The sequence below is a fragment of the Azoarcus sp. DN11 genome (genome assembly GCF_003628555.1).
Lineage (GTDB): Bacteria > Pseudomonadota > Gammaproteobacteria > Burkholderiales > Rhodocyclaceae > Aromatoleum.
Genome location: NZ_CP021731.1, coordinates 689613 through 715474, shown reverse-complemented (window position 1 = coordinate 715474; position 25862 = coordinate 689613). Strand labels below are relative to the sequence as shown.

Below are 25862 nucleotides of genomic sequence, written 5' to 3'. Positions count from 1 at the left end.
GGGCGACGCCGGCACGCGCCGGACATCGACCCTCGGGGTGAGGACGAGGGCTGCGCTGGGCGCGCGCCTCAGGCGTCTTCGTAGGCCGACATCGGCGGGCAGGAGCACACCAGGTGGCGGTCGCCATACACGTTGTCGACACGGCCCACCGGCGACCAGTACTTGTTCGCGCGCAGGCTGGCGAGCGGATACACGGCCTCTTCGCGGCTGTACGGGTGCGTCCATTCGCCGGCGATCGCTTCCGCGGTATGCGGGGCGTTGACCAGGGGGTTGTCCTTGGCGTCGTACTCGCCGCTGCCGACCTTGGCGATTTCCGCGCGGATCGCGATCATCGCGTCGCAGAAGCGGTCGAGTTCTTCCTTCGATTCGCTCTCGGTCGGTTCGATCATCAGCGTGCCGGGCACCGGGAAGGACATCGTCGGCGCGTGGAAGCCGAAGTCAATCAGGCGCTTGGCGACGTCATCGACGGTGACACCGGTCGCGTCCTTCAGCGGGCGCAGGTCGATGATGCACTCGTGCGCGACCATGCCGTTCTCGCCGCGGTACAGCACCGGGTAGTGCGCGTCGAGGCGCTGGGCGATGTAGTTGGCGTTGAGGATCGCCATCGTCGTCGCGTGGCGCAGCCCGTCGCGGCCCATCAGCGCGATGTAGGTCCAGGTGATCGGCAGGATGCTGGCGCTGCCCCACGGTGCCGCCGCAACGGCGCCGATGCCCTTGAGGCCGGTGCTCGCGTGTCCCGGCAGGAAAGGCGCGAGGTGCGATTTCACGCCGATCGGGCCGACACCCGGTCCGCCGCCGCCGTGCGGGATGCAGAAGGTCTTGTGCAGGTTGAGGTGCGACACGTCGCCGCCGAACTTGCCCGGGCCGCACAGGCCGACCATCGCGTTCATGTTGGCGCCGTCGATATACACCTGGCCGCCGTTGGCGTGCACGATCTCGGCGATCTCGCGGATCGCGGTCTCGAACACGCCGTGCGTCGAGGGGTAGGTGATCATGAGCGCGGCGAGCTTGTCGGCGTGCTGCTCGGCCTTCGCCTTCAGATCGGCAACATCGACGTTGCCCTTGTCGTCGCAGGCGACGACAACCACGCGCATGCCGGCCATGTTGGCGGTGGCGGGGTTGGTGCCGTGCGCGGAGCTCGGGATCAGGCACACGTCGCGCTGCGCTTCACCGCGGCTCGCGTGGTAGGCGCGGATCGCCAGCAGACCGGCGTATTCGCCCTGCGAGCCGGCGTTGGGCTGCAGCGACACGGCGTCGTAGCCGGTGCAGGCGCACAGCATCTGCTCCAGCTCCGCGGTGAGCTGGGCGTAGCCCCGGGCCTGGTCGGCGGGCGCGAAGGGATGCAGGCCGCCGAACTCGCGCCAGGTGATGGGGATCATCTCGGTGGTCGCGTTCAGCTTCATCGTGCACGAACCCAGCGGGATCATCGTGCGGTCGAGCGCCAGGTCCTTGTCCGCCATCGCGCGCAGGTAGCGCAACATCTTGGTCTCGGACTGGTAGGCGCTGAACACCGGGTGCGTCAGGAAGGCGGAGCTGCGCAGCTGGCCGGCCGGCAGGGCTTCCGGCGCGAGGTGCTCGGCGTCGGCAAAGGAAGGCAGTGCCGCGCCGTTGGCGAACACCGCCCACAGCGCCTCGACGTCGGCGCAGGTGGTGGTTTCGTCGAGCGAGATGCCGACGGTCGTGGCGTCGATCTCGCGCAGGTTCATCTGCTTGGCGCGGGCAGCGGCATGCACGGCCGCGGCGTCGGCGACGCGCACGGCGATGGTGTCGAAGAAGGTCTTCGTGACGACTTCGGCCCCGGCGCGGCGCAGGCCGGCGGCGAGCGTCGCGGTCAGGCGATGGATGCGGCGGGCGATCGTCGTCAGCCCCTTCGGACCGTGGTAGCAGGCGTAGAGGCTCGCCATCACGGCCAGCAGCACCTGCGCGGTGCAGATGTTGGACGTGGCCTTCTCGCGGCGGATGTGCTGTTCGCGCGTCTGCATCGCGAGGCGGTAGGCCTTCTTGCCGTGGCTGTCGATCGACACGCCGACGACGCGGCCCGGCATCACGCGCTTGTGCGCGTCGAGCGTGGCGAAGTAGGCGGCGTGCGGGCCGCCATACCCCATCGGCACGCCGAAGCGCTGCGTCGTGCCGATGGCGACGTCGGCGCCGAATTCGGCGGGCGGCTTGAGCAGCGTCAACGCGAGCAGGTCGGCGGCGACGACCACCAGCGCCTTCTTGGCGTGGGCGGCGGCGACGATGCCGGCGTAGTCGATCACTTCGCCGGTGCTGGCCGGGTACTGCAGGAGGACGCCGAAGAATTCGTGCGCGTCGAGGTCGGTCGCGGGGTTGCCGACGACCACCTCGAAGCCCTGCGGTTTGGCACGGGTGCGCACGACCTCGATGGTCTGCGGGTGGCAGTCCTGCGAGACGAAAAAGACCTTGGACGGGTTCTTCGACAGGCGCTGGCAGAAGGCCATGGCTTCGGCGGCGGCCGTCGCCTCGTCGAGCAGGGACGCGTTGGCGATCTCCATGCCCGTCAGGTCGGTGATCATGGTCTGGAAGTTGAGCAGCGCTTCCAGGCGGCCCTGCGAAATCTCCGGCTGGTACGGCGTGTAGGCCGTGTACCAGGCCGGGTTCTCGAGGACGTTGCGCAGCACGACACCGGGCGTGTAGGTGTCGTAGTAGCCCGCACCGATGAAGGAACGGAACACCCGGTTCTTCCCCGCGATCTCGCGCAGCTTCGCGAGCGCGTCGGCCTCGGTCTGGCCTTCGGGGAGGGAGAGGGGCGAAGGCGACAGGATCGAGGCCGGGATCACCTTGTCGATGAGCTGGCCGAGCGAATCGAGGCCGAGCGCGGCAAGCATCGCCTGCGTCTCGGTCGCGTCCGGGCCGACGTGGCGGCCGACGAAATCGTCGCGCTGCTCGAGCTGGGCGAGCGTCGCGGGGAAGCGGGTATCGTTCATGTTCATGGCTTGGGCTATGTCCGGTGGAAAGTCGATCAGGCGGTCAGCTTGTCGTAGGCAGCCTGATCGAGCAGTCCGTCGAGCGCGGACGGATCGTCGAGGCGGACGCGGATGAACCAGCCCGCGCCCAGCGGATCCTCATTGACCGTGGCGGGCGCATCGGCCAGCGCGGCGTTGACTTCGACGACGGTGCCGGCCAGCGGCATCTTCAGTTCGCCGGCGGCCTTCACCGACTCGATCACGGCGGCTTCGTCACCGGCGCCGAAGTGCGCATCGACGTCCGGCAGCTGCACGAAGACGATGTCGCCCAGCGCGTTCTGCGCGTAGTCGGTGATGCCGACCGTGGCGACGTCGCCCTCGACGCGCAGCCACTCGTGGTCTTCGGTGAATTTGATCGTGCTCATGAGATCTCCTCGTTTCGTATCGATTGATGCAACGGTCTGCTTCAATAACGAAAAGGATGGTATCAACACGTTGACATGAACGATTTTGATAGTTGAAATGAAATCATTAATTTCTCAAATGACCGGCATGCCATGCAAAACATCCCCACCGAGTTGCTGCGCACCTTCCTGAAAGCCGTGGATACGGGCAGCTTCACCCGCGCGGGCGAAATCGTCGGCCGTACCCAGTCCGCCGTGAGCCTGCAGATCAGGCGCCTGGAGGAAATGCTCGACGCGCCGCTGTTCGTGCGCGGCACGCACCGCGTGAAGCTCACCGAGGAAGGCGCCACGCTCGCCGGCTACGCGCGGCGGATGCTCGCGCTGAACGACGAGGCGGTGAGCAGCCTGCGCCGGCCCAAGGTCGCGGGCAGCGTGCGCCTGGGGGCGCCGCACGAATACACCGCATCGCTGCTGCCGGTGATCCTCGGCAAGTTTGCGCAGTCGCATCCGGGGGTGATGCTCGAGGTCACCTGCGACCTGAGCAAGAACCTGCTCGCGCGCCAGGAGAAAGGCGAGTTCGACCTCGTCATCGCGCTGCACGACGACCCCGAAGAACGCGGCGGCGACAAGGTGCTCACCGAACCGCTGGTATGGATCACCAGCATGGACCACGAGCGCCACATGCAGCGGCCGCTGTCGCTGGTCGTCGCGCCGCCGCCGTGCATCTACCGAAACCGCGTGCTGCAGACACTCGGCCGCCAGCAGCGGGCCTGGCGCATCGCCTACATGAGCTCCAGCTACAGCGGCATCGTCGCCGCGGTGCGCGCCGGCCTGGGCGTGACCTTGCTCGCCGGCAGCACCGTGCCCGAAGGCGTGCGGGTGCTGGGCGAGCGCGACGGCTTTCCCGCGATGGGGCAGCTCGACGTGCGCCTGTACGAACGCCCGGAGGCGACGACCGAGGCGGTACGCTGCCTCGCGGACTACATCACGAGCAGCTTTGCCAACTCCGACACGGCGCTGGCCACGGCGGCATCGGGCGCGCAGATGACCAGCGAGTAGCCCGTGACGGGCCGGAGCGCGTCACCGCCGGCACGCCGGATCCGCTCCTGCAATGCGTTCCCGTGGCAGCGCGGGCGAAAGTCTTATAGGATGCGGCTGCACCGGCAAGAACAAGATTCATGATACGAACCCACCGCCACTGGATTGCCCGCCTGGCCGTCGCCCTGCTGCTCTTCATGCAGCTGGCGGTGGCGGCGTACGCGTGTCCGGGCGTGGCGAAGGCCGTTGAACCGTCCCGGGCCATGGAAAGCGCGGGGATGGAGATGGGTGGGGATTGTTGCCCGACCCTCGATCCCGCCGACCCGAACCGCTGCCTGGAGCACGGGCAGCAGGACAGCAAGGCCACGGCGCTGACACAGCTGCCCGAACCGCTCGGGGCCGCGCTGCCGTTGCTGGCGGTCGCGCTCCCCATCGAGCTTGTCCTGGTCCCGGCGCTGCCGGACGTCCTGCCCGAATTCCTCGCGCGCACCACGGCACCACCACCCGCCATCTCCTTCGGCGTTTTCCGATCCTAGCCTCCCGAGCCGTCTCATTCCGTCCGTAGCGCTGCTGCGGGCGGTGTCCTGACTTGCTCCGGAGGTTTTCATGTCGACGTCGACCAAGACGCAGAAGCATCGCAGCGCACGCGCGGGGTGGCTGGCGGCCGCCCTGGCGCTGATCGTCTCTCCCGCCGCGCCGGCCCAGCCGGCCTCCCCGCTGACCTTTGACGACGCGCTGCAGCTCGCCGTCGCAGACTCGCCGCGGCTCACCGCCCAGGCGCGCGCGGCGGAGGCGGCCACGGCCGCGATCACGCCGGCCGGCCAGCTGCCGGACCCCAAGCTGACCCTGGCGGTGGACAACCTGCCCGTGAATGGCGCCGACCGCTGGAGCCTCACGCGGGATTTCATGACGGCGCGCCGGGTCGGCGTGGTGCAGGACTTTCCCCGCGAAGAAAAGCGCCGCCTGCGGGAGGAGCGCGCCCGTGCCGAAGCCGACAAGGAAGGCGCCACGCTCGCCGCGCAGTCGGCGGCGGTCCGGCGGGAGATCGCGGCCGCCTGGCTGGACCAGTGGTTCGCCCAGGCCCAGGTCGGCGCGCTGGAGGAACTGGAGCCGGAAGCCGCCCTGTTGGTGGACATCGCCCGCGCCCAGCTTGCCGGCGGCAAGGGCAGCGCCGCCGACGCGCTCGCCGCCCGTGGCGCGGCCGTCACCCTCCAGGACCGCCTCGCCGAGGTCCGGCGCGACCTCCTGCGCACCCGCTCGGCGCTTGTCCGCTGGGTCGGTGCCGCGGCGACCCGCTCCTTGGCCGCGCCGCCCGACCTCACGGCCCTGTCCGCCCCGCCCGAGCGCCTGCTCGCCAACATCGAACACCACCCCGCACTTTCCGCCTACGGCCCGATGGCCGCCGTGGCCCGCGCCGAGGTCGGTCTCGCCCGGGCGGCCAAGCAGCCCGACTGGAGCCTGGAGCTCGCCTACCAGCAGCGCGGTCCCGCGTTCTCCGACATGGTCTCGGTGGCGGTGCACATCGATCTGCCCTTGTGGGGGGAGAAGCGCCAGGACCCGCTGATCCGTGCGCGGGAGAAGCAGCTCGAGCAGGTCGAGGCCGAGCGCGAGGACGCGCGGCGCATGCACGCGGCGGAAATCCGCGCCGACATCGCCACCTGGGAGAGCGCGAAGGAGCGTGCCGCGCGCCTCGCCAACGAACTCGTGCCGCTCGCCCGCGAGCGGACGGCGGTGGCGCTCGCTGCCTACCGGGGCGGACGCGGCGACCTGAATGCGGTGCTCGCCGCCCGCAGCAACGAAGTCGAAACCCGCCTCATGACCATCCGGCAGCAGGCCGAACTCGGGCAGGCCTGGGCCCGGCTCAACTTCCTCCTCGAAGCCCACACGGCGGAATCGCGATGAACAAGACCACGGCATTCCTCATCGGCAGCACCCTTTTCGCCCTTGGCGCGGGCGGCGGTTACTGGATCGGCCGCCAGGCGCCCGCCGCGACGCCCGGCACCTTTGCGAACGGCAGCGACGCCGCGGCCGCGAGCGACAAGATCGACCCCCGGACCGGGCGCAGGGTGCTCTACTGGCACGATCCCATGGTGCCGGGGCAGAAGTTCGACAAACCCGGCAAGTCACCTTTCATGAACATGGACCTGGTGCCGGTCTATGCCGACGAAGGCGGCGATTCGGGCACCGTCACCATCGATCCCCGCCTGCAGCAGAACCTGGGAGTGCGCGTCGTCGACGTGGCACGGCGGTCCCTCGCGCCCAAGGTGGAGGCCGTGGGCTCGGTCGCCTTCAACGAGCGCGCGGTCGAAGTGGTGACCGCGCGCGCCACCGGCTTCATCGACAAGCTCTACGTCCGGGCGCCGCTCGACCCGGTGCGCGCCGGCCAGCCGCTGGCCGAACTGCTGGCACCCGACTGGGTGGCGGCGCAGGAGGAATACCTGGCCCTGTCGCGCAGCGCGGCACCCGATGCCGCGAGCCTGCGCGAGGCGGCCCGCCGGCGCCTCATGGTGCTGGGCATGCCGGAGAGCGTCATCCGCGCCGTCGAACGCGAAGGCCGGCCCCGGACGCGGGTCGTCCTCGCCGCGCCGATCGACGGCGTGATCGGCGAACTGTCCGCGCGGGAAGGCATGACCGCCACGCTGGGGAGTCCCCTGTTCCGCATCAACGGCCTCGCCACCGTGTGGGTGAATGCCGAACTGCCGGAAGCCCAGGCCGCCCTCGTCCAGCCGGGCAGTCCCGTCGCGGCACGCCTGGCGGCCTACCCGGCCGAGCGCTTCACCGGCAAGGTGGCCGCCCTGCTGCCGGAAGTGGACCCGGCCACCCGCACCCTGAAGGTGCGCATCGAGCTCGCCAATCCCAAGGGCATCCTGAAGCCGGGCATGTTCGCGACCGTCGATTTCTCGCCCGCCGCGCCGCACCAGGAGGTGCTCGTGGTGCCGAGCGAGGCGCTGATCCGCACCGGCACGCGCAACCTCTTGATCCTCGCGCTCGATGGCGGGAAATTCCAGCCGCTGGAGGTGGAGCCGGGCATCGAGACCGACGGCCTGACCGAAATCCGCAAGGGCCTGCAGGCGGGGCAGAAGGTCGTCGCTTCGGCGCAGTTCCTGATCGACTCCGAGGCGAGCCTCAAGGCCACGGTCGAGCGCATGGACGCTCCGCCCGCCGCCGCGCCGGGACCCGCGCAGCACCACGGCGAAGGCGTCGTCGAAGCCATCGACAAGGAGCAGGTGACGCTCTCCCACGGCCCCATCCCGAGCATGAACTGGCCGGCCATGACGATGAGCTTCAAGCTGCCGGCCGGCGCGCCGCCGCAGGTCGAGGTCGGCAGCCGGGTGGACTTCGACTTCGTCGCCACGCCCAAGGGCGAATTCGAGATCCGGTCGATCACGCCCGCGAAACCCCGTCCGGAGGCCGGACGATGATCGCCCGGCTCATCCGCTGGTCCATCGCGAACCGCTTCCTGGTGCTGCTCGCCAGCCTGATGGTAAGCGCGTGGGGGGTGTGGTCGGCCGCGCGCACGCCCCTCGACGCCCTGCCGGACCTCTCCGACGTGCAGGTGATCATCCGCACCACCTGGCCGGGCCAGGCGCCGCAGATCGTCGAGAACCAGGTCACTTACCCCCTCACCACCACCATGCTGTCGGTGCCGGGGGCGAAGACGGTGCGGGGCTATTCCTTCTTCGGCGACTCCTTCGTGTATGTGCTGTTCGAAGACGGCACCGACCTCTACTGGGCGCGCTCGCGCGTGCTCGAATACCTGAACCAGGTGCAGTCCCGCCTGCCGGGCGGGGCCAAGCCTTCGCTGGGGCCGGACGCCACCGGCGTAGGCTGGGTCTATGAATACGCGCTGGCCGACCGGAGCGGCAAGCACGACCTGTCGCAACTGCGCGCGCTGCAGGACTGGTTCCTCAAGTACGAACTGAAGTCGGTGCCCAACGTCGCCGAGGTGGCGAGCATCGGCGGCATGGTCAGGCAGTACCAGATCGTGCTGGACCCCGACCGGCTGCAGGCCTACAACATCCCCCACGGCAAGGTGATCGAGGCGGTGGCGCGCGCCAACCAGGAGACCGGCGGCTCGGTGCTGGAACTGGGCGAGGCCGAGTACATGGTGCGGGCCGGCGGCTACCTGCAGGGTCTCGACGACTTCCGCAAGATTCCCCTGGGCACGTCCGGGGCCGGGGTGCCGGTGCGCCTGGGCGACGTGGCCCGCATCCAGGTGGGGCCGGAGATGCGCCGCGGCATCGCCGAGCTCGACGGCGAGGGCGAAGTGGCGGGCGGCGTGATCATCATGCGCTCGGGCAAGAACGCCCTGGAGACCATCGCCGCGGTCAAGGCGAAGCTCGCCAGCCTCAAGTCGTCGCTGCCGCCGGGCGTCGAGATCGTGCCCGTCTACGACCGCTCGGGCCTCATCGAGCGGGCGGTGGACAACCTCTCGCACAAGCTCGTCGAGGAATTCATCGTCGTCGCGCTGGTCTGCGGCATCTTCCTGTTCCACCTGCGTTCGGCCTTCGTCGCCATCGTATGCCTGCCGCTGGGGGTGCTGATCGCCTTCATCGTCATGCAGCACCAGGGGGTGAACGCCAACATCATGTCGCTGGGCGGCATCGCGATCGCCATCGGCGCGATGGTGGACGCGGCGGTGGTGATGATCGAGAACGCGCACAAGCACCTCGAGGCGTGGCGTCACGAGCACCCCGGCGAGCATCTGTCGCCGGTCCTGCACTGGGACGTGATCGCTGAAAGCGCGGCCGAGGTCGGGCCGGCGCTCTTCTTCTCGCTCCTCATCATCACCCTGTCCTTCATCCCCGTGTTCACGCTGGAAGCCCAGGAGGGGCGTCTCTTTTCGCCGCTCGCCTTCACCAAGACCTACGCGATGGCCGCCGCCGCCGGCCTCTCCGTGACCCTGGTGCCGGTGCTGATGGGCTACCTGATCCGCGGCCGCATCCCGGACGAGCAGGCCAATCCCATCAACCGCTGGCTGATCGCCGCCTACCGGCCACTGCTCGACGCCGTGCTGCGCCACCCCAGGGCGACACTCGCCGTGGCGGCCGTGGCGGCCCTGGCGACGGTGTGGCCGGCGAGCCGCATCGGCGGCGAGTTCATGCCGCCGATGGACGAGGGCGATCTGCTCTACATGCCTTCGGCGCTCCCCGGGTTGTCCGCCGGCAAGGCGCAGGAAATCCTGCAGCAGACCGACAAGCTGATCATGACCGTGCCCGAGGTCAAGCAGGTCTTCGGCAAGATCGGCCGGGCCGACACCGCCACCGACCCGGCGCCGCTGGAGATGGTCGAAACCACGATCCAGTTCAAGCCCCGCAGCGAGTGGCGCCCCGGCATGACGCCCGAAAAGCTGGTGGAGGAGCTGGACCGCACGGTGAAGCTCCCGGGGCTCGCCAACATCTGGGTTCCCCCCATCCGCAACCGCATCGACATGCTCGCGACCGGCATCAAGAGTCCGGTGGGAATCAAGGTGGCGGGCACCGACCTGCGCGAAATCGACCGCATCGCCGGCGACGTCGAGCGCGTGGCGAAGACGGCGCCCGGCGTGAGTTCGGCGCTGGCCGAGCGGCTTACCGGCGGGCGCTACATCGACGTGAAGATCGACCGCGACGCCGCCGCCCGCTACGGCCTCAACATCGCCGACGTGCAGAGCATCGTCGCCTCGGCGGTGGGCGGGGACAACATCGGCGAGACCATCGAGGGCCTGCAGCGCTTTCCCATCAACGTGCGCTACCCGCGGGAAGTGCGCGATTCCCTGGAAAGGCTGCGGAACCTGCCGGTGCTCACCGAGCGCGGCGCCCGGATCACGCTCGGCACCGTGGCCGCGGTCCGCATCGACGACGGCCCGCCGATGCTGAAGAGCGAGAACGCCCGCCTCTCGGGCTGGGTGTATGTGGACATCCGCGGCCGCGACCTCGAGTCGGCGGTGCAGGACATGCAGCGCGCCGTCGCACGGGAGGTGAAGCTGCCGCCCGGCTACTCGCTGTCGTGGTCGGGCCAGTTCGAGTACCTCGAGCGCGCCCAGGCCAGGATGCGCGTGGTGGTGCCCTTCACCCTGCTCATCATCTTCATCCTCCTGTACCTCATCTTCGCCCGCTTCGACGAGGCCCTGCTGATCATGGTCACGCTGCCGTTCGCGCTGGTGGGCGGTTTCTGGCTGATGTACGCCCTCGGCTACAACCTGTCGATCGCCTCGGCGGTGGGCTTCATCGCGCTCGCCGGCGTCGCCGCCGAATTCGGGGTGGTGATGCTGATCTACCTCAAGAACGCCTGGGAGGAACGCGAGAACCTGCCCCGGCCGCAGACGACGGCGCTGCTGGACGACGCCATCCGCGAAGGGGCGGTGCTGCGCGTGCGGCCCAAGGCGATGACGGTGGCGGTCATCCTCGCCGGCCTCGTCCCCATCATGCTGGGCGGCGGCACCGGCTCGGAGATCATGCAGCGCATCGCCGCCCCCATGGTGGGCGGGATGGTCACGGCGCCCCTCCTCTCGATGTTCGTGATCCCCGCCGTTTACCGCCTGATGCGCGGGCGGCGGCTCCCCCCGAACGCCACCGGCGGAGAGCGGCGCGCCCGCGCCCCCGACGATGCGGAGGCACCCCGGTGAGCGCCGCACGCCACCTGTATCCGAAGTTCCGGGGCAGCGGCGGACCGGCAGCGCGGGTCCCCCTCCGCCCACGACAAGTTTTTTTCAACCCGCAGCGAAAGGAAACATCATGAAGCAGACCGCAACCCTGGCCCTCGTGGCGGCCCTGACCCTCGGCGCCGGCACAGCGCTCGCCGCCGACAAGATGGGCGAGATGGACATGAAAGGGATGGACATGGGCAAGAAGATGGGCGACATGAAGGGCATGGACATGAAGGCCGCGCCCGGCGCCGTGCACAAGGCCGTCGGGATCGTGAAGGCGATCGACGCCGCGGCCGGCACGGTGAGCGTCGCCCACGAGCCGGTGAAGAGCCTCGAATGGCCGGCGATGGTGATGGGCTTCGCCGTCAAGGACAAGGCGCTCCTCGACAAACTGGCCGTGGGCAAGAAGATCGAGTTCGAATTCGTCAAGGAGGGCAAGGGCTACACGCTCACCAGCGCGAAGTAAGCGCGCGCGCCGCCGGCGCGGGCTGCCCGCCGGCGGTGTGTCAGGCGTCGCGCAATTGACGTGCGAACAAGGCCGCCAGCGGCCGGGCCGCGACGCTCAGCGGCATGCCGCGCAGCGTCAGGATGCCCAGCGACATCGGCGGCGGCAGCGGCTCGACGGCAAACTCCTGCAACCCGGCACCGAAGACCGGATCGCGCACCAGCACGGTCGGGCCGAAGCCGATGTGGTCGGTTCGCCGCATCAGCTCCAGCATCAGCGTCGGCGACGCGCAGCGCACGGTGCTCGCCGGCACGTCGATGCCGTTGGCCTCCAGCCAGTTCACCAGGTGGCTGCCCTGGCTCGCCCCGGTCAGGTTGAGCACCCAGCTCGCGCCGCGCAGCTCCGCCCAGGTCCGCGCCCCGGCGAGCGGATGGCCGATACGCCCCGCAGGGACGGCCGGGATGTCCGCCAGCCGCTCGAAATCCACTTCATACGGAAGGTCCTGCGCATTGGCGAGCGCCACCGCGAAATCGAGGCGCCCTTCGAGGATGCCCGGCACCACGTTGGTCAGCAGCCCCTCTTCCAGGCTCAGCGCCGCATGCGGCTGGATGCGGCGGAATTCGGCCAGCACGCGCGCCAGCACCGTCGCCGCGACGAGCGGCGTCAGCGCGACGGCAATGCACGCGCCCGCCCCGCCGCGCAGCAGCCGCACCTCCTCGCGCGCCTTCTCCAGCGTCGCCAGCGCGAGCCGCGCACGCACCAGCAGCGCCTGGCCGGCGGGCGTGAACACCACGCCCTTGTAGCTGCGCGTCAGCAGCTCCGCCCCCACGTCCTCCTCGAGTTCGCGCAGCGCCTTCGTCAGCGCGCTCTGGCTGAGATGCATCGCCCGCGCCGCCGCCCGGATCGAGCCGGCGTCGGCGACCTGCACGAGCGCCTTGAGTTGATGGTCCTTCATCGCGGCAAGTGATCTCTACTGGTTGTCACCCAGGAAAAAGTACCGTCTTCCGCGATCGTTGGCAAATTCTATTATCCATCCATGAATACCGTTGATCGCCCCCTCCCCGACGAAGCCGCCATGAAGACCTGGCGGCGCGCCATCCACCAGAATCCCGAACTCGGCTTCGACGAGGTCGCGACGAGCAAGCTCGTGGCCGACTCGCTCGCGGCCTGGGGCTTCGAGGTCCATACCGGCATCGCCGCGACCGGCGTCGTCGGCGTGCTGCGCTGGGGCAAAGGTGGGGACAAGAGCGGGCCGCGCCTGGGCCTGCGCGCCGACATGGACGCACTGCCGATCCAGGAAGAGACCGGCCTGCCCTGGGCGAGCCGCAACACGGGCAGGATGCACGCCTGCGGCCACGACGGCCATACCGCGATCCTGCTCGGCGCGGCGGAAGTCTTCGGCCGCCTGCACCGCGAAGGGCAGTTGCCCGGCAGCGGCACGCTGAACCTGATCTTCCAGCCCGCCGAAGAACTCGGTGGCGGCGGCGGCGCGAAGCGCATGATCGACGAAGGCCTGTTCGAGCGCTTTCCCTGCGATGCGATCTTCGGGCTGCACAATTATCCCGGCGTGCCGACCGGCCACTTCCGCTTCCGCCCCGGCCCCTTCATGGCCTCGTCGGACAAGGTGCTGGTGCGTTTCGACGGCAAGGGCGGACACGGCGCCCTGCCCCACATGGCGGTCGACCCCACGCTTCCCGCCGCCGCGACGATCCTCGCGCTGCAGTCCATCGTCGGGCGCAACGTCGATCCGGTGGACATGGCAGTGATCAGCGTCGGCCGCATGACGGCCGGCAAGGCCTACAACGTGATCCCGGGCAGCGCGGAACTGGAACTGAGCGTGCGCGCGCTCGACCCGGCCGTGCGCGACCGGCTCGAAACGCGCATCTGCGAACTCGTGCGCGGACAGGCGGCAGCCTGGGGCGTCGATTGCGACATCCGCTACGAGCGCGGCTATCCGGTGCTGATCAACAGCGCCGAGCACGTGCGCCTCGGCGCGGAAGTCGCCCGCGCGCTGATCGGGGAAGACAAGGTGAAAGACGACGCTGCACCGCTCTCCGGCAGCGAGGACTTCGCCTTCATGCTGCAGCAGGTGCCCGGCTGCTACCTGCTGATCGGCAACGGCGACAACGGCTTCGGCGGCGGCGAGCACCTCGGCCCGTGCAGCGTGCACAACCCGCACTACGACTTCAACGACGCCTGCCTCGCGCCCGGCGCCGCCTTCTGGGTGGCACTGGCGCGGCGCTTCTTCGGCGGCTGAGCGCAAGGCCGCCGCACACAAAACAACAGCTCATACATATGGACGAGAGGAGATACACGGAATGAGCACTCACGACACCGCCACGCGGGCCGCCCCGCGCGCGAAGCAGATCATCGCGGCCGTCATCGGCAACGCGCTCGAATGGTACGACTTCATCGTCTTCGGCTTCCTCGCCGTGGTGATCTCGCGCCTCTTCTTCCCCGCCGACAGCGAATACAGCTCGCTGCTGATGGCCACGGCGACCTTCGGCGTGGGCTTCTTCATGCGCCCGGTCGGCGGCATCCTGCTCGGCATCTACGCCGACCGCAAGGGACGCAAGGCCGCGTTGCAGCTCATCATCGCGATGATGACGGTGTCGATCGCGCTGATCGCCTTCGCGCCGCCCTACGCTGCGATCGGCGTCGCCGCGCCGCTGCTGATCGTGCTCGCGCGCCTGCTGCAGGGCTTCGCCACCGGCGGTGAATTCGCCAGCGCGACCGCCTTCCTGATCGAGAGCGCCCCGCCCAACAAGCGGGGCCTGTACGGCTCGTGGCAGATGTTCGGCCAGGGCCTCGCGGTGTTCGCCGGTGCCGGCGTCACGGCGCTGATCACGCGCAACGTCTCGCCCGAAGCGCTCGATGCCTGGGGCTGGCGCGTCCCGTTCATGATCGGCCTGCTGATCGGCCCGGTCGGCCTGTGGATCCGCCGCCACCTCGAGGAGACCGAAGCCTTCCTCGAAGCGCACGATGCGCCCGCGGAAAAGCAGTCGCTCGCCCGCATGCTGAAGAACCACCTGCGCGAAGTCTTCGCCGTGATGGGCGTCACCGTCTGCGGCACGGTCGGCTTCTACGTGATCCTGGTCTACATGCCGACCTTCGCGAGCAAGCAGCTCGGCATGGCCCTGTCCGACGCCTTCACCGCCCAGGTCATCGCGGTCGCGCTGATGACCATCCTGATGCCGGTGTTCGGCGCCCTGTCCGACCGCATCGGCCGCAAGGTCCTGGTGATCGCCGCGTCGGCCGGCCTGCTCGTCGCCGCCTATCCCCTGCTCGCGTGGGTGCATGCCGCGCCCTCGTTCGAACGCCTCGTCACGATGCAGATCCTGCTGTGCATCCTGCTCGCGACCTTCTTCGGGCCGATCTCGGCGGTGATGGCGGAGCAGTTCCCCGCCGGCGTGCGCTCCACCGGCCTTGCGCTGGCCTACAACGTCGCGGTGATGGTGTTCGGCGGGTTCGCGCAGTTCATCGTCACCTGGCTGATCCAGAGCACGGGCATCGTGATCGCACCGGTGTTCTACGTGATGTTCGCGGCTGCACTCGGCTTCGTCTCCGCGCTGTTCCTCACCGACCGCACCCGGGTCGCCCACCTCGCCGCGGTCGACGCGGAAGTCCCCGCGCCGACGGCCGGGCAGCGCGTCGAGAAAGCCGCCATCCTCCCGCGCACCGCCGCCACGCACACCTGAACACGGCGCACGCCACATCCGCCCCGGCGCATATGCCGCGGCCGCAAATCGAAACGGGATTGCAGCCGCGGCGGCCATATTGTTGCAATACGCCCAAAGATCATTTGCGCTTGCGTCGATTTATCGTGCATCCCGACATGATTAAAGTGACTCCACCGAACACGTCCCGGAGTCCACACGATGCCCCAGCAATTCCGCAAGATCGACGCCGCTTCCCTGCATTACCTGCCGGCCAGCGACCGGCACCCGGCCGACACCTACTTCCACTTTTCGTTTGCCAATTATTACAACCCCGACAACATCCAGTTCGGGGTGCTGCGGGTCATCAATGATGACGACGTCAAGCCGCACGGCGGCTTCGACCGCCATCCGCACCGCGATATGGAGATCGTCAGCTACGTCGTCGGCGGCAAGCTGACCCACTGGGACAACGCGACCAACGTCGAGGCGACGATCGGTCGCGGCGACGTGCAGATCGTCACCGCCGGCACCGGCGTCTGGCACTCGGAACTCAATCGCCACGACGAATGGTGCCGCTTCCTGCAGATCTGGATCCTGCCGCCGGCGGCGAATCTGCCGGTGCGTTATGCCCAGCGCCGGTTCGAGCCGCAGGACCGCCTGAACCGCCTGCTGCACATCGTCGGCAACACGGAAAACCGGAACGAAGTCCCGCTGTACCTCAACCAGGACGTGAATCTCTACGTGAGCGAACTGCAGGACCCCGAGGCGCGCGTGACCTTCACCGTGCAGGCCGGACGCCAGGCGTATGTGAACAATATCGAGGGGCGCGTCGCGGTCAAGGGCGTGACCGAGCTCGCGGAGCGCGATGCGCTGGAAGTCGTCGGCCCGGCAGAGCTCGAATTCTCGCTGGCCGGTGAGCACGCGCACTTCATCGTCATCGAGATGGCGCGATTCGACGATCGCTGAATGCCCGCGTTTCCGGGCGGGCGGCCACCCGCCCGGAAACGCGCAGCCGCCCGATTCAGCGGTTAGCCAGGCCCCGGCTCACGGATGCCAGCGGGGCGGCGCGGACCGGGGATGCTCAGACGCTTGCCGAGCCCTGGCTGAGCCGTTCCGGGACTTCCTGCACCAGATAGTCGATCAGCGTCCTCACCGAGGGCTGCAACCCCTTCCGGCTCATGAATACCGCATAGACAATCGTCGGCTGCGTGTGCCAGCCGGGCAGCACATTCACGAGTTCCCCGGTCTGCAACCAGGGCATGCAGATGTGTTCGGGCAGGAGGGAAACGCCGAGCCCCTCGATGGTGGCCTTGCGGAGCAGATCCAGATCACTGCAGAACAGCCGCGGCTTCAGCCGGAAGCTGCGCGTCTGGCCTTCCGGACCGACCAGTTCCCATACATCGTCGTCGGCCGCCTCCATCATCGACAAGGTGGGGAGGCTCCCAAGGCATTCGACCGTCGGCTTCTGCATGAGCGTGGCCAGCAGGAGCCGGCTCATCACGAGGACGAGCCGGCTGCTTCCCAGCGGTCGCACGATCAGGTTTTGGTCGCTGTCCATGCTCGATCTCGCACGGATCGCGATATCGAGCCCATCCTCGATGAGATCGGCGCGACGATTGATGGATTTCAATTGCACGCGCACCTTCGGATAAAGCTTCATGAAGGCCGGCAATAAATCCTCGATCAAATTCTTGATGAGTCCATCAGGACAACTCATCCGGACGATTCCCTGCGGCTCGGCCTGAGACTGCGCGGCGGCCGCTTCGGCCGCCTCCACGCCCGCCAGGACGGTCTGGCAGTGCTCGTAAAACGCGCGCCCCACATCGGTCATCCGCGACTGGCGCGTCGAGCGATCAAGCAAGCGAATCTGCAACCGTTCTTCCAGTTTGGCGACGCGTTTGCTCAACGTCGATTTCGGTACCCCGGTCTGCCGGGCCGCCGCCGAAAATCCGTGGTAGGTCACTACCGCGTGGAAGTAATAGAAATCGTTCAGATCTTGCATGGCTGCCAGAGAGGTCTGCCTCGCGAACGATTATATGCCTTATGGAACCCCTCAAGCGTCTCCCCAGGGAAACAATGTGTCTCGTTTCGAGGCACTTATCAGTCGATTTTCATGGATCTAGAATGCCCACGCCTCTAATAGGGCTTTGATAACAATTGCCATGGCGTCATTGTGCGTGCAATTCGCCGACATATCGTCCCAATACATGAGCAAGCTCTGGCACGTTCTCGGACAGTGCGTTACGAGCCGCTTTCTCCGGTCGGCATCCAATTTTCCCGGCAATTGGGAACTTCATCTCCGGCCTGGCTGCCGGCGCACTTCGGCGAATACCCACCCATATCGAGGCGGCGCTTCTTTACCGGCAATTGGTTTCCTCAACATTCTGGAGAACATGAAATGCGCAAGCTCGTGATTGCACTCGGATCGGTGATTGCCTTGACGTCCACGACTGGCTTCGCCGCCGACGAGGGCGCCGCAATGGGATTGCTGCGCAAGAGCAAATGCCTCAACTGTCATGCGGTGGAGACCAAGAAGGACGGCCCCGCCTATCGCGAGGTCGCGACCAAGTACCGCGGCAAGGCGGAGGCCGAAGACAAGCTCATCAAGCACATCACCGTTCCGAACAAGGTGAAGATCGACGGGCGCGAAGAACCGCACCAGATGGTCAAGAGCAAGGATCCCGATGAGATCAAGAATCTCGTCAGCTGGATTCTTTCCCTCTGAGCACGATTCAAAACGGAAGGCGTGCGATGAAAAAGACATTGACCCGGATTGGCGCGTGGCTAGCCCGGCGCAATCCATTCGTGCTGATCGGTGTTGCCGTGATCGCGACCTTTGCGGTGGTTGCCGGCGGCTCGGCGGCGATGGAGTACACGATGACGGAGGCGTTCTGCACGTCCTGTCACGAAATGCGCAACAACGTGTACGCGGAATACGGCGGTTCCATCCATGACACCAACCGCACCGGCGTGCGGGCGATCTGCCCGGATTGCCACGTTCCCCGCGAACCGGTGGACAAATGGATTCGCAAGATCCAGGCAGCCGGGGAGCTATACCAGCATTTCATCGTGGGCAAGATCGATACCAAGGAGAAATTCCGGGAGCATCGGGCCGAGCTTGCGAAGAATGTGTGGACGCGCATGAAGTCGACCGACTCCCGCGAGTGCCGTCACTGCCACACCGCGGACAAGATGAGTTCCGACCTGCAGACCGAAACGGCGCAGGCGCGGCATGCAAAGGGCCGCGAGGAAGGCCTTACCTGCATCGACTGCCACTTCGGAATTGCCCATCAGGAGCCCAAGGGCATCAAGCCGTCCGACATCGTCGTGAAGCAGAGTTTGTAGCAGCGGGGACGCTCTACCCGATCGCGGGCAGGGCGTCTTTTCATTTCAGGGAGTCAATATGTCTAAAACAAAGAGATGGGTGATTGCCGGGCTCTTCGCGGTGCTCGGCTTCGTCGCGAATGTGCATGCCGCACCGGAGGGCGCCGCCAAGGACAAGGTGCTCAAGGACGACAAGGTGTGCACCCGCTGTCACGACGGCACGGAAGCGTATCCGGTCTACGATATCGGCAAGACGAAACACGGCACCGTCGCGGACGGCCGCACCGGAAGCTGTATCGCGTGCCACGGCGCGAGCGAGACGCACATCCGGATTCCCGACGGGGCCGACGAGCGCCCGCAGCCGACCGTGACCTTCGGCGCGAAGTCGAAGACGCCGGTGGCCGAACGCAACGCGCAGTGCCTGAACTGCCACTCCGGCGGGAAGCGCATGCTCTGGCAAGGCAGCACGCACGAACAGGAAGACGTCGCCTGTACGTCCTGCCACCAGGTGCATGCCCAGCACGACAAGGTGCGTGACAAGCTGACGCAGCCGGAGAAGTGCTTCACCTGCCACAAGGACAAGCGCAACGAGATCAACAAGGCGTCGCGTCATCCGATCAAGGAAGGCAAGGTGGCCTGCTCGGACTGCCACAACCCCCACGGTTCTGCCGGGCCGAAGCTGATGGCGCGCGACACCGTGATCGACACCTGCTTCTCGTGCCACGCGGAAAAACGCGGACCGTTCCTGTGGAGCCATCAGCCGGTCACCGAGGATTGCGCGATCTGCCATAACCCGCACGGCAGCACCAATCCCCGCCTGCTCAAGCAGCAGATGCCCTTCCTGTGCCAGGAGTGCCACGAGCCGGGTTCGCACCAGGGGATCGCGCCGTCGTTGCGCACGAACGCCTCCTTCCTGCCCCAGCCGGATATCGGCGCTGCCCGCCAGTGTGTCAATTGCCACACCAACCTGCATGGTGGCAACAGCCCGCTGAATAGCTCGGTCAATCGTTCGCTGGTTCGCTAAGGGGGAAACATCATGACAACGCAACACATGCACAGCCTCCGCCTGAGCGCCGTCGCGGCGGGGATGCTGCTCGCCTTCGGTCCGGCGTCGGCGCAGGAAATGTCCGCCGAAGAGCTCGCGCAGCTGACGCGGCCGGAGAGCTCGGTGAGTGTCGGCGCCGGCTACGTCGGCGGGAACGGAAGCCGTTTCGGCCTGTTCACCGGACAGAAGGCCGGCGACACGGACTTCCTCGGCAACGTCGACATCAACCGCCGCGACGATGCGACCGGAACGTGGCTGCGCCTGAAGGGGCGCAACCTGGGCCTGGACAATCGCGACCTGCGCTTCGAGCACGAGCAACAGGGCAACTGGTCGTATTTCCTCGAATACGGCGAGATCCAGCGACACGATCCGCTGACCTTCACCACGCCCGTTCTCGGGCTGGGCACCACCGAGCAGACGATCGTCATCGGCGGGCCGACGCACTCATTCAACCCGGAAGTCAAGCGCGAGACCACCTCCCTCGGCCTCGGAAAACAGCTCGGCGGCGGCTTGAGCGCCCAGGTCCGGTTCCGCAACGAAAGGAAGAACGGCGACCGCCAGTTCGGTTTCTACGATGTCGGCATCGGACCGAAATTCGCCGCAGAACCGATCGACCAGACTACGCAGGAATTCGAGGCGACCCTCGGTTATGTCGGCGACCGCCTGCAACTGTCCGGCGGATACCTGGGATCCTTCTTCCGCAACCAGGACAGCCTGCTCCACCTGAACGGGGCGCTCGGTGCGGAAGCGGCGTTCAATTCGCACAGCATTTCGCTGCCACCGGACAACGAGGCCCACAACCTCAACCTGTCGGGCGCGTACCGCTTTTCGCCCACCACGCGCGGCATGTTCAAGGTCTCCTATACGCGGGGCACGCAGAACGACAGCTTCGCGCTGCCGAGCGCCTTCGGCCACAGCTCGCTCGATGGCCAGGTCGACACCACGCTCGTCACCATGGGGCTGACATCGCGCCCGACCTCGGCGCTGAGCCTGAACGCAAACCTGCGCTACGAAGACCGCGACGACAAGACTCCGCTGCGGCTGTTCTTCGACCCCAGGTTCCGCAACTACACGGGCAGCGGCTTCAACAACGACACCTCGCGCAAGACGGTGTCGGCGAAACTCGACGGCATCTACCGCCTGCCCGCATCGCTGAGCCTGTTCGGCGGCGTGGAATGGGAGGAGCGTACGCGTGCGATCCCGCTCAGCCGCTCGCTCGACTGGCGCCGGGAGACGACCGAATGGTCGGCGCGTATCGGCCTGCGCCGCTCGCTCTCCGACACACTCAACGGCAGCCTGAGCTACATCCACAGCGACCGCTCCGGTGGCTCGTTCCACACCACCAGCAGCTACCGCTTCAACGATTTCTTCTCCGGCAACGGGCCCAACCAGAGCCCGCACCTCATCAACCCCTTCCACTGGGCGGATCGCAACCGCGACAAGGCGAAGCTGAGCCTCGACTGGTCGCCGCGCGAGAACCTGGCGGTGCAAGCCACTGCGCAGTACTCGAACGACGACTACGGCGCGATCAAGGGCTCGCCCGCAGGCAACGACAAGGGCAGTGCCATGACGTACTCGGTCGACGCGACTTACTCGTTGTCCGACGACAGCAAGCTCAGCGCGTGGGTCTCGCAGGACGACTCGCGCATGCGCCAGCGCACGGTCATGGGCTGGAAAAACAGCGTTCCCTTGTTCCTGTGGCGCGCGGACCTGCGCAGCGCGGGAAGCAACGCCGGCCTGCGCGCGCAGGTGCGCGCGACGGCCAAGCTTTCGCTCGACGCCGAACTGCGCTGGGCCGACAACCGCAGCGAATTCAGGATGCACAATGTGGGCGCAGCCTCGGTGCCGGACATCTCTTTCCGGCAGACCACGCTCAGCCTGACGGCCGATTACGCGCTCGCCCGCGACCACGGCCTGAAGCTGCAGCTGGTGCACGACCGCTGGCACGTGAGCGATTCGACCTGGACGGGTGAGCACATCTTCGTCGATGGCACCACCGCGAACAGCAACGCGAATCAGAACATCAACTTCATCGGCCTGTCCGCCTACTTCAAGTGGATCTGACGGCGACAGCCAGGCGTCGGCCGCTGTTCGCCGCCGCCGGCCATTGACGCGGTACCTGAATGGGTCACCCCCGTTCGCCCTGAGCCCTTCACCAGGCTCAGGGCAGGCTTGTCGAAGGTCCGGATTCAGTCGGGCTTCGACAGGCTCAGCCCGAACGGTAGCGGGTTGCCGCGGCAATGGAATCGAACCCAGGTGGTGGTTTTCCGTGGAGGTCCGGCAGGGCTTCCACGGTTTTTTCGTTTTGATCGAATCGCCGCCCGCACCGGGGCGCGTTACACACTTTCCGGGTGTCCGGCCTCCGGGGCCGGCTGCGGCGACCTGCATGCGCCGACGAGGCAGGCGAGGTTCGTCACATAGTCGTCCGTCACGCGCAGGCGCTCGAGCTGGGCCACGACCTGCCGGAGGTAATCGAGATTGCTGCCGCGATTGCCGCAGGCATGCGCGATCACGGCCGCCACTTGCTGCAGCGGCAGGTTCGACGCCGGATCATCGGCCGGGTCCGAAACCAGCGTCAGGGCGTCGACGGGGCCTTGCGGCGTCGCAACCGACAGGATCCTCGGCTGATACCCGTACAGGATCATTTCCCGGCGCCAGAAGAAGAGCGATTCCCGCTCGACAAGCGGGCGTTCGATCCTGAAGGCGACGCCGTCGCACTGCCCCGCCTGCGGTTCGAGCGACAGGACCAGACCGGGGTGTTCGGGAGATCCGCGCCCGATCGTTGTCTTGTGGGTGAAGCGGCGCTGGTAGCCCGCCAGCGAGGCGCGACGCACCTCGACGAAATGGACGCCCGGATCCCACATCAGCGATCCGTAGGCAAAGATCCACAGGTCCTGTGAATCCGCGACGCCGGCGAGCGTGGCGCGCCGCGACGCTTCGAGCGCTTCATCCGATCGGCGCCAGTCGGCGCCGAGGCCACGGGTGCGCGCCTGCGCATCCCACGCCGCGAGCATCGCGCCGGTGACGCGCAATCCGGAATCCTCCGCGCGGATGATGCTGTCGCGCAGTTCGGGGACGTGGCGGAATGCGTCGTCGTGCATGGGTTTTCCCCCTCGCGGAAAGGCGCCCGCCCGACGGATCGCCGAGCCGGGGGGACTGCGTTTTCCGCAGGTCGCTCGCACCCGGACGGCGGGCGCCGCAACGCACGCCCGCCGCCCGGTCAAAGGCAGGATCAGCTCTTGATGGCTTCGAGCGAGACGGTGATCGTCACGTCGTCGCCCACGTGCGGGGCGAACTTGCCGGCGTTGAACTCGGTGCGCTTGATCACGACCGTGGCGTCCGCACCGATCGCGTCCTTCTTCAGCATCGGGTGCGGCATGTTGACGTAGTTGGTGACCTTCAGCGTCACCGGCTTGGTCACGCCCTTGATCGTCAGGTTGCCTTCGATGCTCTCCGGCTTGTCACCCTTGAAATTCACCTTCGTCGACTTGAAGGTCGCGGTCGGATACTTCGCGGTGTCGAGGAAGTCCTCGCCCTGGATGTGGCCATTGAAGTCCGAGAAGCCGGTGTCGACCGAGGTCATGTCGATGACGATATCGACCGAGCCAGTCTTGGCCGCCTTGTCCAGCACCACGGAGCCGGTGGTCTTGTCGAAGCGCGACAGCTGCGTCGACATGCCGAAGTGGCTGTACGAGAAGCGCGGGAAGGTGTGCGTGCCGTCGACCGTGTAGGTTTCCGGTGCCGCCAGCGCGGGCGCGGCAGCGGCGGTCGAGATGGCGATGGCGGCGAAGAGTTTGGCGAACTTGTGCATCGGAAGACTCCTGATGGGGTGAGGCTGAGGTTGGCAAAAAAACTGTGATGGGCGAACTTTAGAGCCGCCGGGTAAAATGAAATAGACAACAATATTGAATTTATTGGTGCCATATGAAGAACAATAGATGACCGGCAGGACAGCCCTATCGTTCGTTGCCGGGACGCGAGCGGCCCGTCACGCCCCAGTCGGATCGGTTACGATTGCCGGAGATTTTCCCCATGCGGCGTCGGCGCTTCCATGCCGGCAGTTCGGGTAACAGTCGGCGTTCGCCACGTCTGCGATATGCCCCTTGTGGCATGTGATAATTCAGTTATCGATTCCCCCTTGAGTCAGGCCTGAATGACAGAACAGGACGTCTCAACGCTCGGCAAGCTCGTGCCGAGCTGTCGCGCGCAGATGGAAAGCGACTTGTGCGAGTTGTTCGAAGAACTGGGCCCCGTGCTGACCCGGATGGCGATCGCGCGCGACGATTCCGGCCGCGACCGCAGCGAGAGGATTGCCGCCGTCTCGCTCCAGCTGGCGCTGCCTTCGGTCTGGAAAAAGGTGCCCCCTTCTCTCCGGGCAAAGCTCAGTACGCGCGAAGTGGATGCCGCGAGGTCGGGCTACGGCGCGACCGAACAGTCAGACGTGCGACTTCTGAGCCACGACGAGGAGTCCGTCCATCTCGCCATGCGCGAGGTGCTGGAGCGCGTCGCCCTGGGCTGCCGCGACGAAACCAAGGCACTGGACAGGCGGATCAATTACCTCGTCTTGCGCCGCGCCATGCAGCCCGGCGACTCCACTTTCAGGGTCTCGGCGCTCTGGTCCTGCATCGAGGCGGCCTGCGCCGAGGCCGTCACCGACACGAACGCGCTCATCCTGCTGCTGCAACTCATCGGTGAGCAGATGTCCACCGAGATGCCGCAACTTTATCGGGTGGTCAATGAGGCAATGATCGAGGCCGAAATCCTGCCCCGACTCAAGCGCAGCTACCGGGACACGATTCCGGTGGACGCGCAGGAGCTGGCGGAGGAAACCACCAGAGTGGCGAGCGCCCTCGACCGCATGGTGAAGGCGCGCACGGCGGACACCGGTGCCACGGAGGGGGCCCGGTCCGCGGCGGCCAACGGGGAGCTGTTCAAGTCCCTGACGACGCTGCAAGCGGCGCCCCCGCCCGTAACCCCCGGCAAGCACACCAACGTGGTCCGCATGGCACGCGACAGTGACGCGGCGCGCAACATGAAGCCGCTCGACGCGCTGACGCTCGATATCGTCGCCAAGTTGTTCGACCTGATCTTCGGCGACGCCAATGTTGCAGATGACATCAAGGTGCTGGTGGCCCGCCTGCAGACCACGGTGCTGCGGGCCGCGATGTTGAATCAGCGCTTCTTCGCCGACCGAAGCCACCCGGCACGGCGCTTTCTCGACAGTATGTCGGTGGTCACCGTGCGCTGGGGCAAGGTGGTGAACGTCGACGATCCGTTCTACCTCAAGCTCTCCGAACTGGTCGACAAGGTGCAGAACACGTACGACGCCGACCTGGGAGTGTTCGATTCCGCGAATGCCGAACTGGACGCCTTCCTCTCGGAGCGCGAGGAACTCGAGGAACAGCATGACCGCGCGTTGGCCGACGCGGTGCGCGCACGTGAGGAGGATATGCGCCTGAAGCGCGAGGCACAGGTGCGCGCACAGAAGATGGCGGACGCCTGCATTGTCCGGGTGCTGGAACCGGGGGCGCCCGTCGAGATCGAGGACTTCCTCCGCAGCTATTGGCGGGACGTCGTGCAGAGCCGCATTTCGCAATCCGGCGAGGAAGGCGCTGCGACCGCCCAAGCGCTGCAGGTCGCGACCGATTTGCAGTGGTCCGTGTCGCCGAAACACGTAATATCGGACCAGCAGTTGCAGGCCGCCGCGCTGCCGGCGCTGTTGAACAGGATCAATGCCGGTTTCGATGAGATCGGTGCGGCACCCACCGAGCGCAAGGCCTTCATGGACAAGCTCATCGACCTTCAGCTTGCCGCCCTGCGCGCGAAAAAAAACGCGGCCGCAAAGGCGATGCAAGCCGCGAGACCGCGCGGGCGCAGCGCCGGGCCAACCCTGCAGGTCAGTCACGCCACAAGCAGCGGAATTCGCGTTCAGGACATCTCGCTGCCGTCCGGCGAAGGGCTCGGCGAGGGAGACACCCCGGACCGTGCAGACCTCCGCCGGGTACGTCAGTTGGTACGGGGCGACTGGCTGGATTTCATGACGGCAGGACAGACCCGCCGCGAGCGCCTGACCTGGATCAACCGGAGTCGCACACTCTTCCTCTTTACCAACAGCGCTTCAGCCTGCGCAATCTCGATCACGCCGGAAGCGCTGGCCGTGCGACTGAGGAACGGCACGGCACACGTCGTCAAGCAGGATCGGCCGATCTTCGAACGCGCCATCCACGGCGCCATCAAGTCTCTCGACCAGTATGCCTGAGCACGAGAGTCGAACCCGGCCATGCGCGACGGGACGTATTGAGGGGGACTCGCTGGCGACTCGATGCCCATGCGCTCGCACATGGCGAACTCAGACTGGCGTCACTGCGAACGGTGACGACATACGGAGAGCGATT

The 25862-nt window shown here is 67.0% G+C and carries 20 protein-coding genes; 14 read left to right on the top strand and 6 right to left on the bottom strand.

The genetic code is table 11. The features are described 5' to 3' along the window. Positions 1 to 68: 68 nt before the first annotated feature. Together gcvP and gcvH are read right to left on the bottom strand one after the other, a co-directional pair. Positions 69 to 2951, bottom strand: coding sequence for an aminomethyl-transferring glycine dehydrogenase (gcvP, locus tag CDA09_RS03180; protein ID WP_121427297.1), 2883 nt, complete (start codon positions 2949 to 2951; stop codon positions 69 to 71). Between the two features lie 29 nt (positions 2952 to 2980). Next, positions 2981 to 3349, bottom strand: coding sequence for a glycine cleavage system protein GcvH (gene gcvH, locus CDA09_RS03175; RefSeq protein ID WP_121427296.1), 369 nt, complete (start codon positions 3347 to 3349; stop codon positions 2981 to 2983). 132 nt (positions 3350 to 3481) lie between these two features. Here gcvH and CDA09_RS03170 point away from each other — a divergent pair, with 132 nt between their 5' ends. The 6 genes from CDA09_RS03170 to CDA09_RS03145 all read left to right on the top strand — a co-directional run bounded on the left by CDA09_RS03170 (position 3482) and on the right by CDA09_RS03145 (position 11460). After that, positions 3482 to 4387, top strand: coding sequence for a LysR substrate-binding domain-containing protein (locus CDA09_RS03170; protein ID WP_121427295.1), 906 nt, complete (start codon positions 3482 to 3484; stop codon positions 4385 to 4387). 119 nt (positions 4388 to 4506) lie between these two features. Continuing rightward, on the top strand, positions 4507 to 4902 hold the full coding sequence (locus tag CDA09_RS03165; RefSeq protein WP_121427294.1) for a hypothetical protein: 396 nt from the start codon (positions 4507 to 4509) through the stop codon (positions 4900 to 4902). Between the two features lie 70 nt (positions 4903 to 4972). Beyond that, positions 4973 to 6268, top strand: a complete 1296-nt coding sequence (locus CDA09_RS03160) for a TolC family protein (protein ID WP_121427293.1) — start codon at positions 4973 to 4975, stop codon at positions 6266 to 6268. Next, entirely contained in the window at positions 6265 to 7788 is a 1524-nt protein-coding gene (locus tag CDA09_RS03155) for an efflux RND transporter periplasmic adaptor subunit (protein ID WP_121427292.1), read from the top strand. The genes CDA09_RS03160 and CDA09_RS03155 overlap by 4 nt, the downstream gene beginning before the upstream one ends. Further along, the gene (locus CDA09_RS03150; protein ID WP_121427291.1) at positions 7785 to 10973 is read left to right on the top strand and encodes an efflux RND transporter permease subunit; all 3189 of its coding nucleotides are present in this window, start codon (positions 7785 to 7787) and stop codon (positions 10971 to 10973) included. The genes CDA09_RS03155 and CDA09_RS03150 overlap by 4 nt, the downstream gene beginning before the upstream one ends. Positions 10974 to 11082: 109 nt before the next feature. Next, positions 11083 to 11460 carry a copper-binding protein gene (locus CDA09_RS03145; protein WP_121427290.1) on the top strand — a complete coding sequence of 126 codons (378 nt, stop codon included), beginning with the start codon at positions 11083 to 11085 and terminating at the stop codon, positions 11458 to 11460. 40 nt (positions 11461 to 11500) lie between these two features. On the opposite strand, the gene CDA09_RS03140 is transcribed toward CDA09_RS03145, so the two are convergent. Further along, entirely contained in the window at positions 11501 to 12394 is an 894-nt protein-coding gene (locus CDA09_RS03140; RefSeq protein ID WP_121427289.1) for a LysR substrate-binding domain-containing protein, read from the bottom strand. A gap of 120 nt (positions 12395 to 12514) precedes the next feature. On the opposite strand from CDA09_RS03140, the gene CDA09_RS03135 reads away from it, so the two are divergent. From CDA09_RS03135 to CDA09_RS03125, 3 genes are all read left to right on the top strand, one after another. Continuing rightward, positions 12515 to 13696 carry a M20 aminoacylase family protein gene (locus CDA09_RS03135; protein WP_121427288.1) on the top strand — a complete coding sequence of 394 codons (1182 nt, stop codon included), beginning with the start codon at positions 12515 to 12517 and terminating at the stop codon, positions 13694 to 13696. 61 nt (positions 13697 to 13757) lie between these two features. Next, on the top strand, positions 13758 to 15137 hold the full coding sequence (locus tag CDA09_RS03130) for an MFS transporter (protein WP_121427287.1): 1380 nt from the start codon (positions 13758 to 13760) through the stop codon (positions 15135 to 15137). A 180-nt stretch (positions 15138 to 15317) separates the two neighbouring features. After that, positions 15318 to 16064: a pirin family protein gene (locus CDA09_RS03125; RefSeq protein ID WP_121427286.1), complete on the top strand. Its 747-nt coding sequence runs from the start codon at positions 15318 to 15320 to the stop codon at positions 16062 to 16064. Positions 16065 to 16179: 115 nt separating this feature from the next. On the opposite strand, the gene CDA09_RS03120 is transcribed toward CDA09_RS03125, so the two are convergent. After that, entirely contained in the window at positions 16180 to 17100 is a 921-nt protein-coding gene (locus tag CDA09_RS03120) for a LysR family transcriptional regulator (RefSeq protein WP_121427285.1), read from the bottom strand. Between the two features lie 396 nt (positions 17101 to 17496). Here CDA09_RS03120 and CDA09_RS03115 point away from each other — a divergent pair, with 396 nt between their 5' ends. Genes CDA09_RS03115 through CDA09_RS03100 form a run of 4 tightly spaced genes read left to right on the top strand, consistent with a single transcriptional unit; the run spans position 17497 to position 21531 of the window. After that, complete coding sequence (locus CDA09_RS03115) at positions 17497 to 17823, top strand: c-type cytochrome (RefSeq protein ID WP_121427284.1); 327 nt, start codon at positions 17497 to 17499, stop codon at positions 17821 to 17823. Between the two features lie 26 nt (positions 17824 to 17849). Continuing rightward, positions 17850 to 18443 (top strand): NapC/NirT family cytochrome c, encoded by a 594-nt coding sequence (locus tag CDA09_RS03110; protein WP_121427283.1) that lies wholly within the window; start codon positions 17850 to 17852, stop codon positions 18441 to 18443. A gap of 58 nt (positions 18444 to 18501) precedes the next feature. Further along, a complete protein-coding gene (locus CDA09_RS03105) occupies positions 18502 to 19446 on the top strand; it encodes a DmsE family decaheme c-type cytochrome (RefSeq protein WP_121427282.1) in 945 nt (314 codons plus the stop codon). 12 nt (positions 19447 to 19458) lie between these two features. Then, a complete protein-coding gene (locus tag CDA09_RS03100) occupies positions 19459 to 21531 on the top strand; it encodes an MtrB/PioB family decaheme-associated outer membrane protein (protein ID WP_121427281.1) in 2073 nt (690 codons plus the stop codon). A 272-nt stretch (positions 21532 to 21803) separates the two neighbouring features. Here CDA09_RS03100 and CDA09_RS03095 read toward each other — a convergent pair whose 3' ends face one another. Further along, a complete protein-coding gene (locus tag CDA09_RS03095; protein WP_121427280.1) occupies positions 21804 to 22568 on the bottom strand; it encodes a gamma-glutamylcyclotransferase in 765 nt (254 codons plus the stop codon). A gap of 131 nt (positions 22569 to 22699) precedes the next feature. After that, positions 22700 to 23278 (bottom strand): YceI family protein, encoded by a 579-nt coding sequence (locus CDA09_RS03090; protein ID WP_121427279.1) that lies wholly within the window; start codon positions 23276 to 23278, stop codon positions 22700 to 22702. A 342-nt stretch (positions 23279 to 23620) separates the two neighbouring features. Here CDA09_RS03090 and CDA09_RS03085 point away from each other — a divergent pair, with 342 nt between their 5' ends. Then, positions 23621 to 25726, top strand: coding sequence for a DUF1631 family protein (locus CDA09_RS03085; RefSeq protein ID WP_121427278.1), 2106 nt, complete (start codon positions 23621 to 23623; stop codon positions 25724 to 25726). Positions 25727 to 25862 lie beyond the last annotated feature (136 nt).

What these genes read in the sequence shown, in the direction of transcription:
- CDA09_RS03115 (WP_121427284.1), top strand. Translation starts at nt 17,497, where the DNA reads ATGCGCAAGCTCGTGATTGCACTCGGATCGGTGATTGCCTTGACGTCC.
- gcvH (WP_121427296.1), bottom strand. Translation starts at nt 3,349, where the DNA reads ATGAGCACGATCAAATTCACCGAAGACCACGAGTGGCTGCGCGTCGAG.
- CDA09_RS03100 (WP_121427281.1), top strand. Translation starts at nt 19,459, where the DNA reads ATGACAACGCAACACATGCACAGCCTCCGCCTGAGCGCCGTCGCGGCG.
- CDA09_RS03130 (WP_121427287.1), top strand. Translation starts at nt 13,758, where the DNA reads ATGAGCACTCACGACACCGCCACGCGGGCCGCCCCGCGCGCGAAGCAG.
- CDA09_RS03140 (WP_121427289.1), bottom strand. Translation starts at nt 12,394, where the DNA reads ATGAAGGACCATCAACTCAAGGCGCTCGTGCAGGTCGCCGACGCCGGC.
- CDA09_RS03135 (WP_121427288.1), top strand. Translation starts at nt 12,515, where the DNA reads ATGAAGACCTGGCGGCGCGCCATCCACCAGAATCCCGAACTCGGCTTC.
- CDA09_RS03160 (WP_121427293.1), top strand. Translation starts at nt 4,973, where the DNA reads ATGTCGACGTCGACCAAGACGCAGAAGCATCGCAGCGCACGCGCGGGG.
- CDA09_RS03120 (WP_121427285.1), bottom strand. Translation starts at nt 17,100, where the DNA reads ATGCAAGATCTGAACGATTTCTATTACTTCCACGCGGTAGTGACCTAC.
- CDA09_RS03095 (WP_121427280.1), bottom strand. Translation starts at nt 22,568, where the DNA reads ATGCACGACGACGCATTCCGCCACGTCCCCGAACTGCGCGACAGCATC.
- CDA09_RS03155 (WP_121427292.1), top strand. Translation starts at nt 6,265, where the DNA reads ATGAACAAGACCACGGCATTCCTCATCGGCAGCACCCTTTTCGCCCTT.
- CDA09_RS03125 (WP_121427286.1), top strand. Translation starts at nt 15,318, where the DNA reads ATGCCCCAGCAATTCCGCAAGATCGACGCCGCTTCCCTGCATTACCTG.
- CDA09_RS03105 (WP_121427282.1), top strand. Translation starts at nt 18,502, where the DNA reads ATGTCTAAAACAAAGAGATGGGTGATTGCCGGGCTCTTCGCGGTGCTC.
- CDA09_RS03085 (WP_121427278.1), top strand. Translation starts at nt 23,621, where the DNA reads ATGACAGAACAGGACGTCTCAACGCTCGGCAAGCTCGTGCCGAGCTGT.
- CDA09_RS03170 (WP_121427295.1), top strand. Translation starts at nt 3,482, where the DNA reads ATGCAAAACATCCCCACCGAGTTGCTGCGCACCTTCCTGAAAGCCGTG.
- gcvP (WP_121427297.1), bottom strand. Translation starts at nt 2,951, where the DNA reads ATGAACATGAACGATACCCGCTTCCCCGCGACGCTCGCCCAGCTCGAG.
- CDA09_RS03150 (WP_121427291.1), top strand. Translation starts at nt 7,785, where the DNA reads ATGATCGCCCGGCTCATCCGCTGGTCCATCGCGAACCGCTTCCTGGTG.
- CDA09_RS03165 (WP_121427294.1), top strand. Translation starts at nt 4,507, where the DNA reads ATGATACGAACCCACCGCCACTGGATTGCCCGCCTGGCCGTCGCCCTG.
- CDA09_RS03090 (WP_121427279.1), bottom strand. Translation starts at nt 23,278, where the DNA reads ATGCACAAGTTCGCCAAACTCTTCGCCGCCATCGCCATCTCGACCGCC.
- CDA09_RS03145 (WP_121427290.1), top strand. Translation starts at nt 11,083, where the DNA reads ATGAAGCAGACCGCAACCCTGGCCCTCGTGGCGGCCCTGACCCTCGGC.
- CDA09_RS03110 (WP_121427283.1), top strand. Translation starts at nt 17,850, where the DNA reads ATGAAAAAGACATTGACCCGGATTGGCGCGTGGCTAGCCCGGCGCAAT.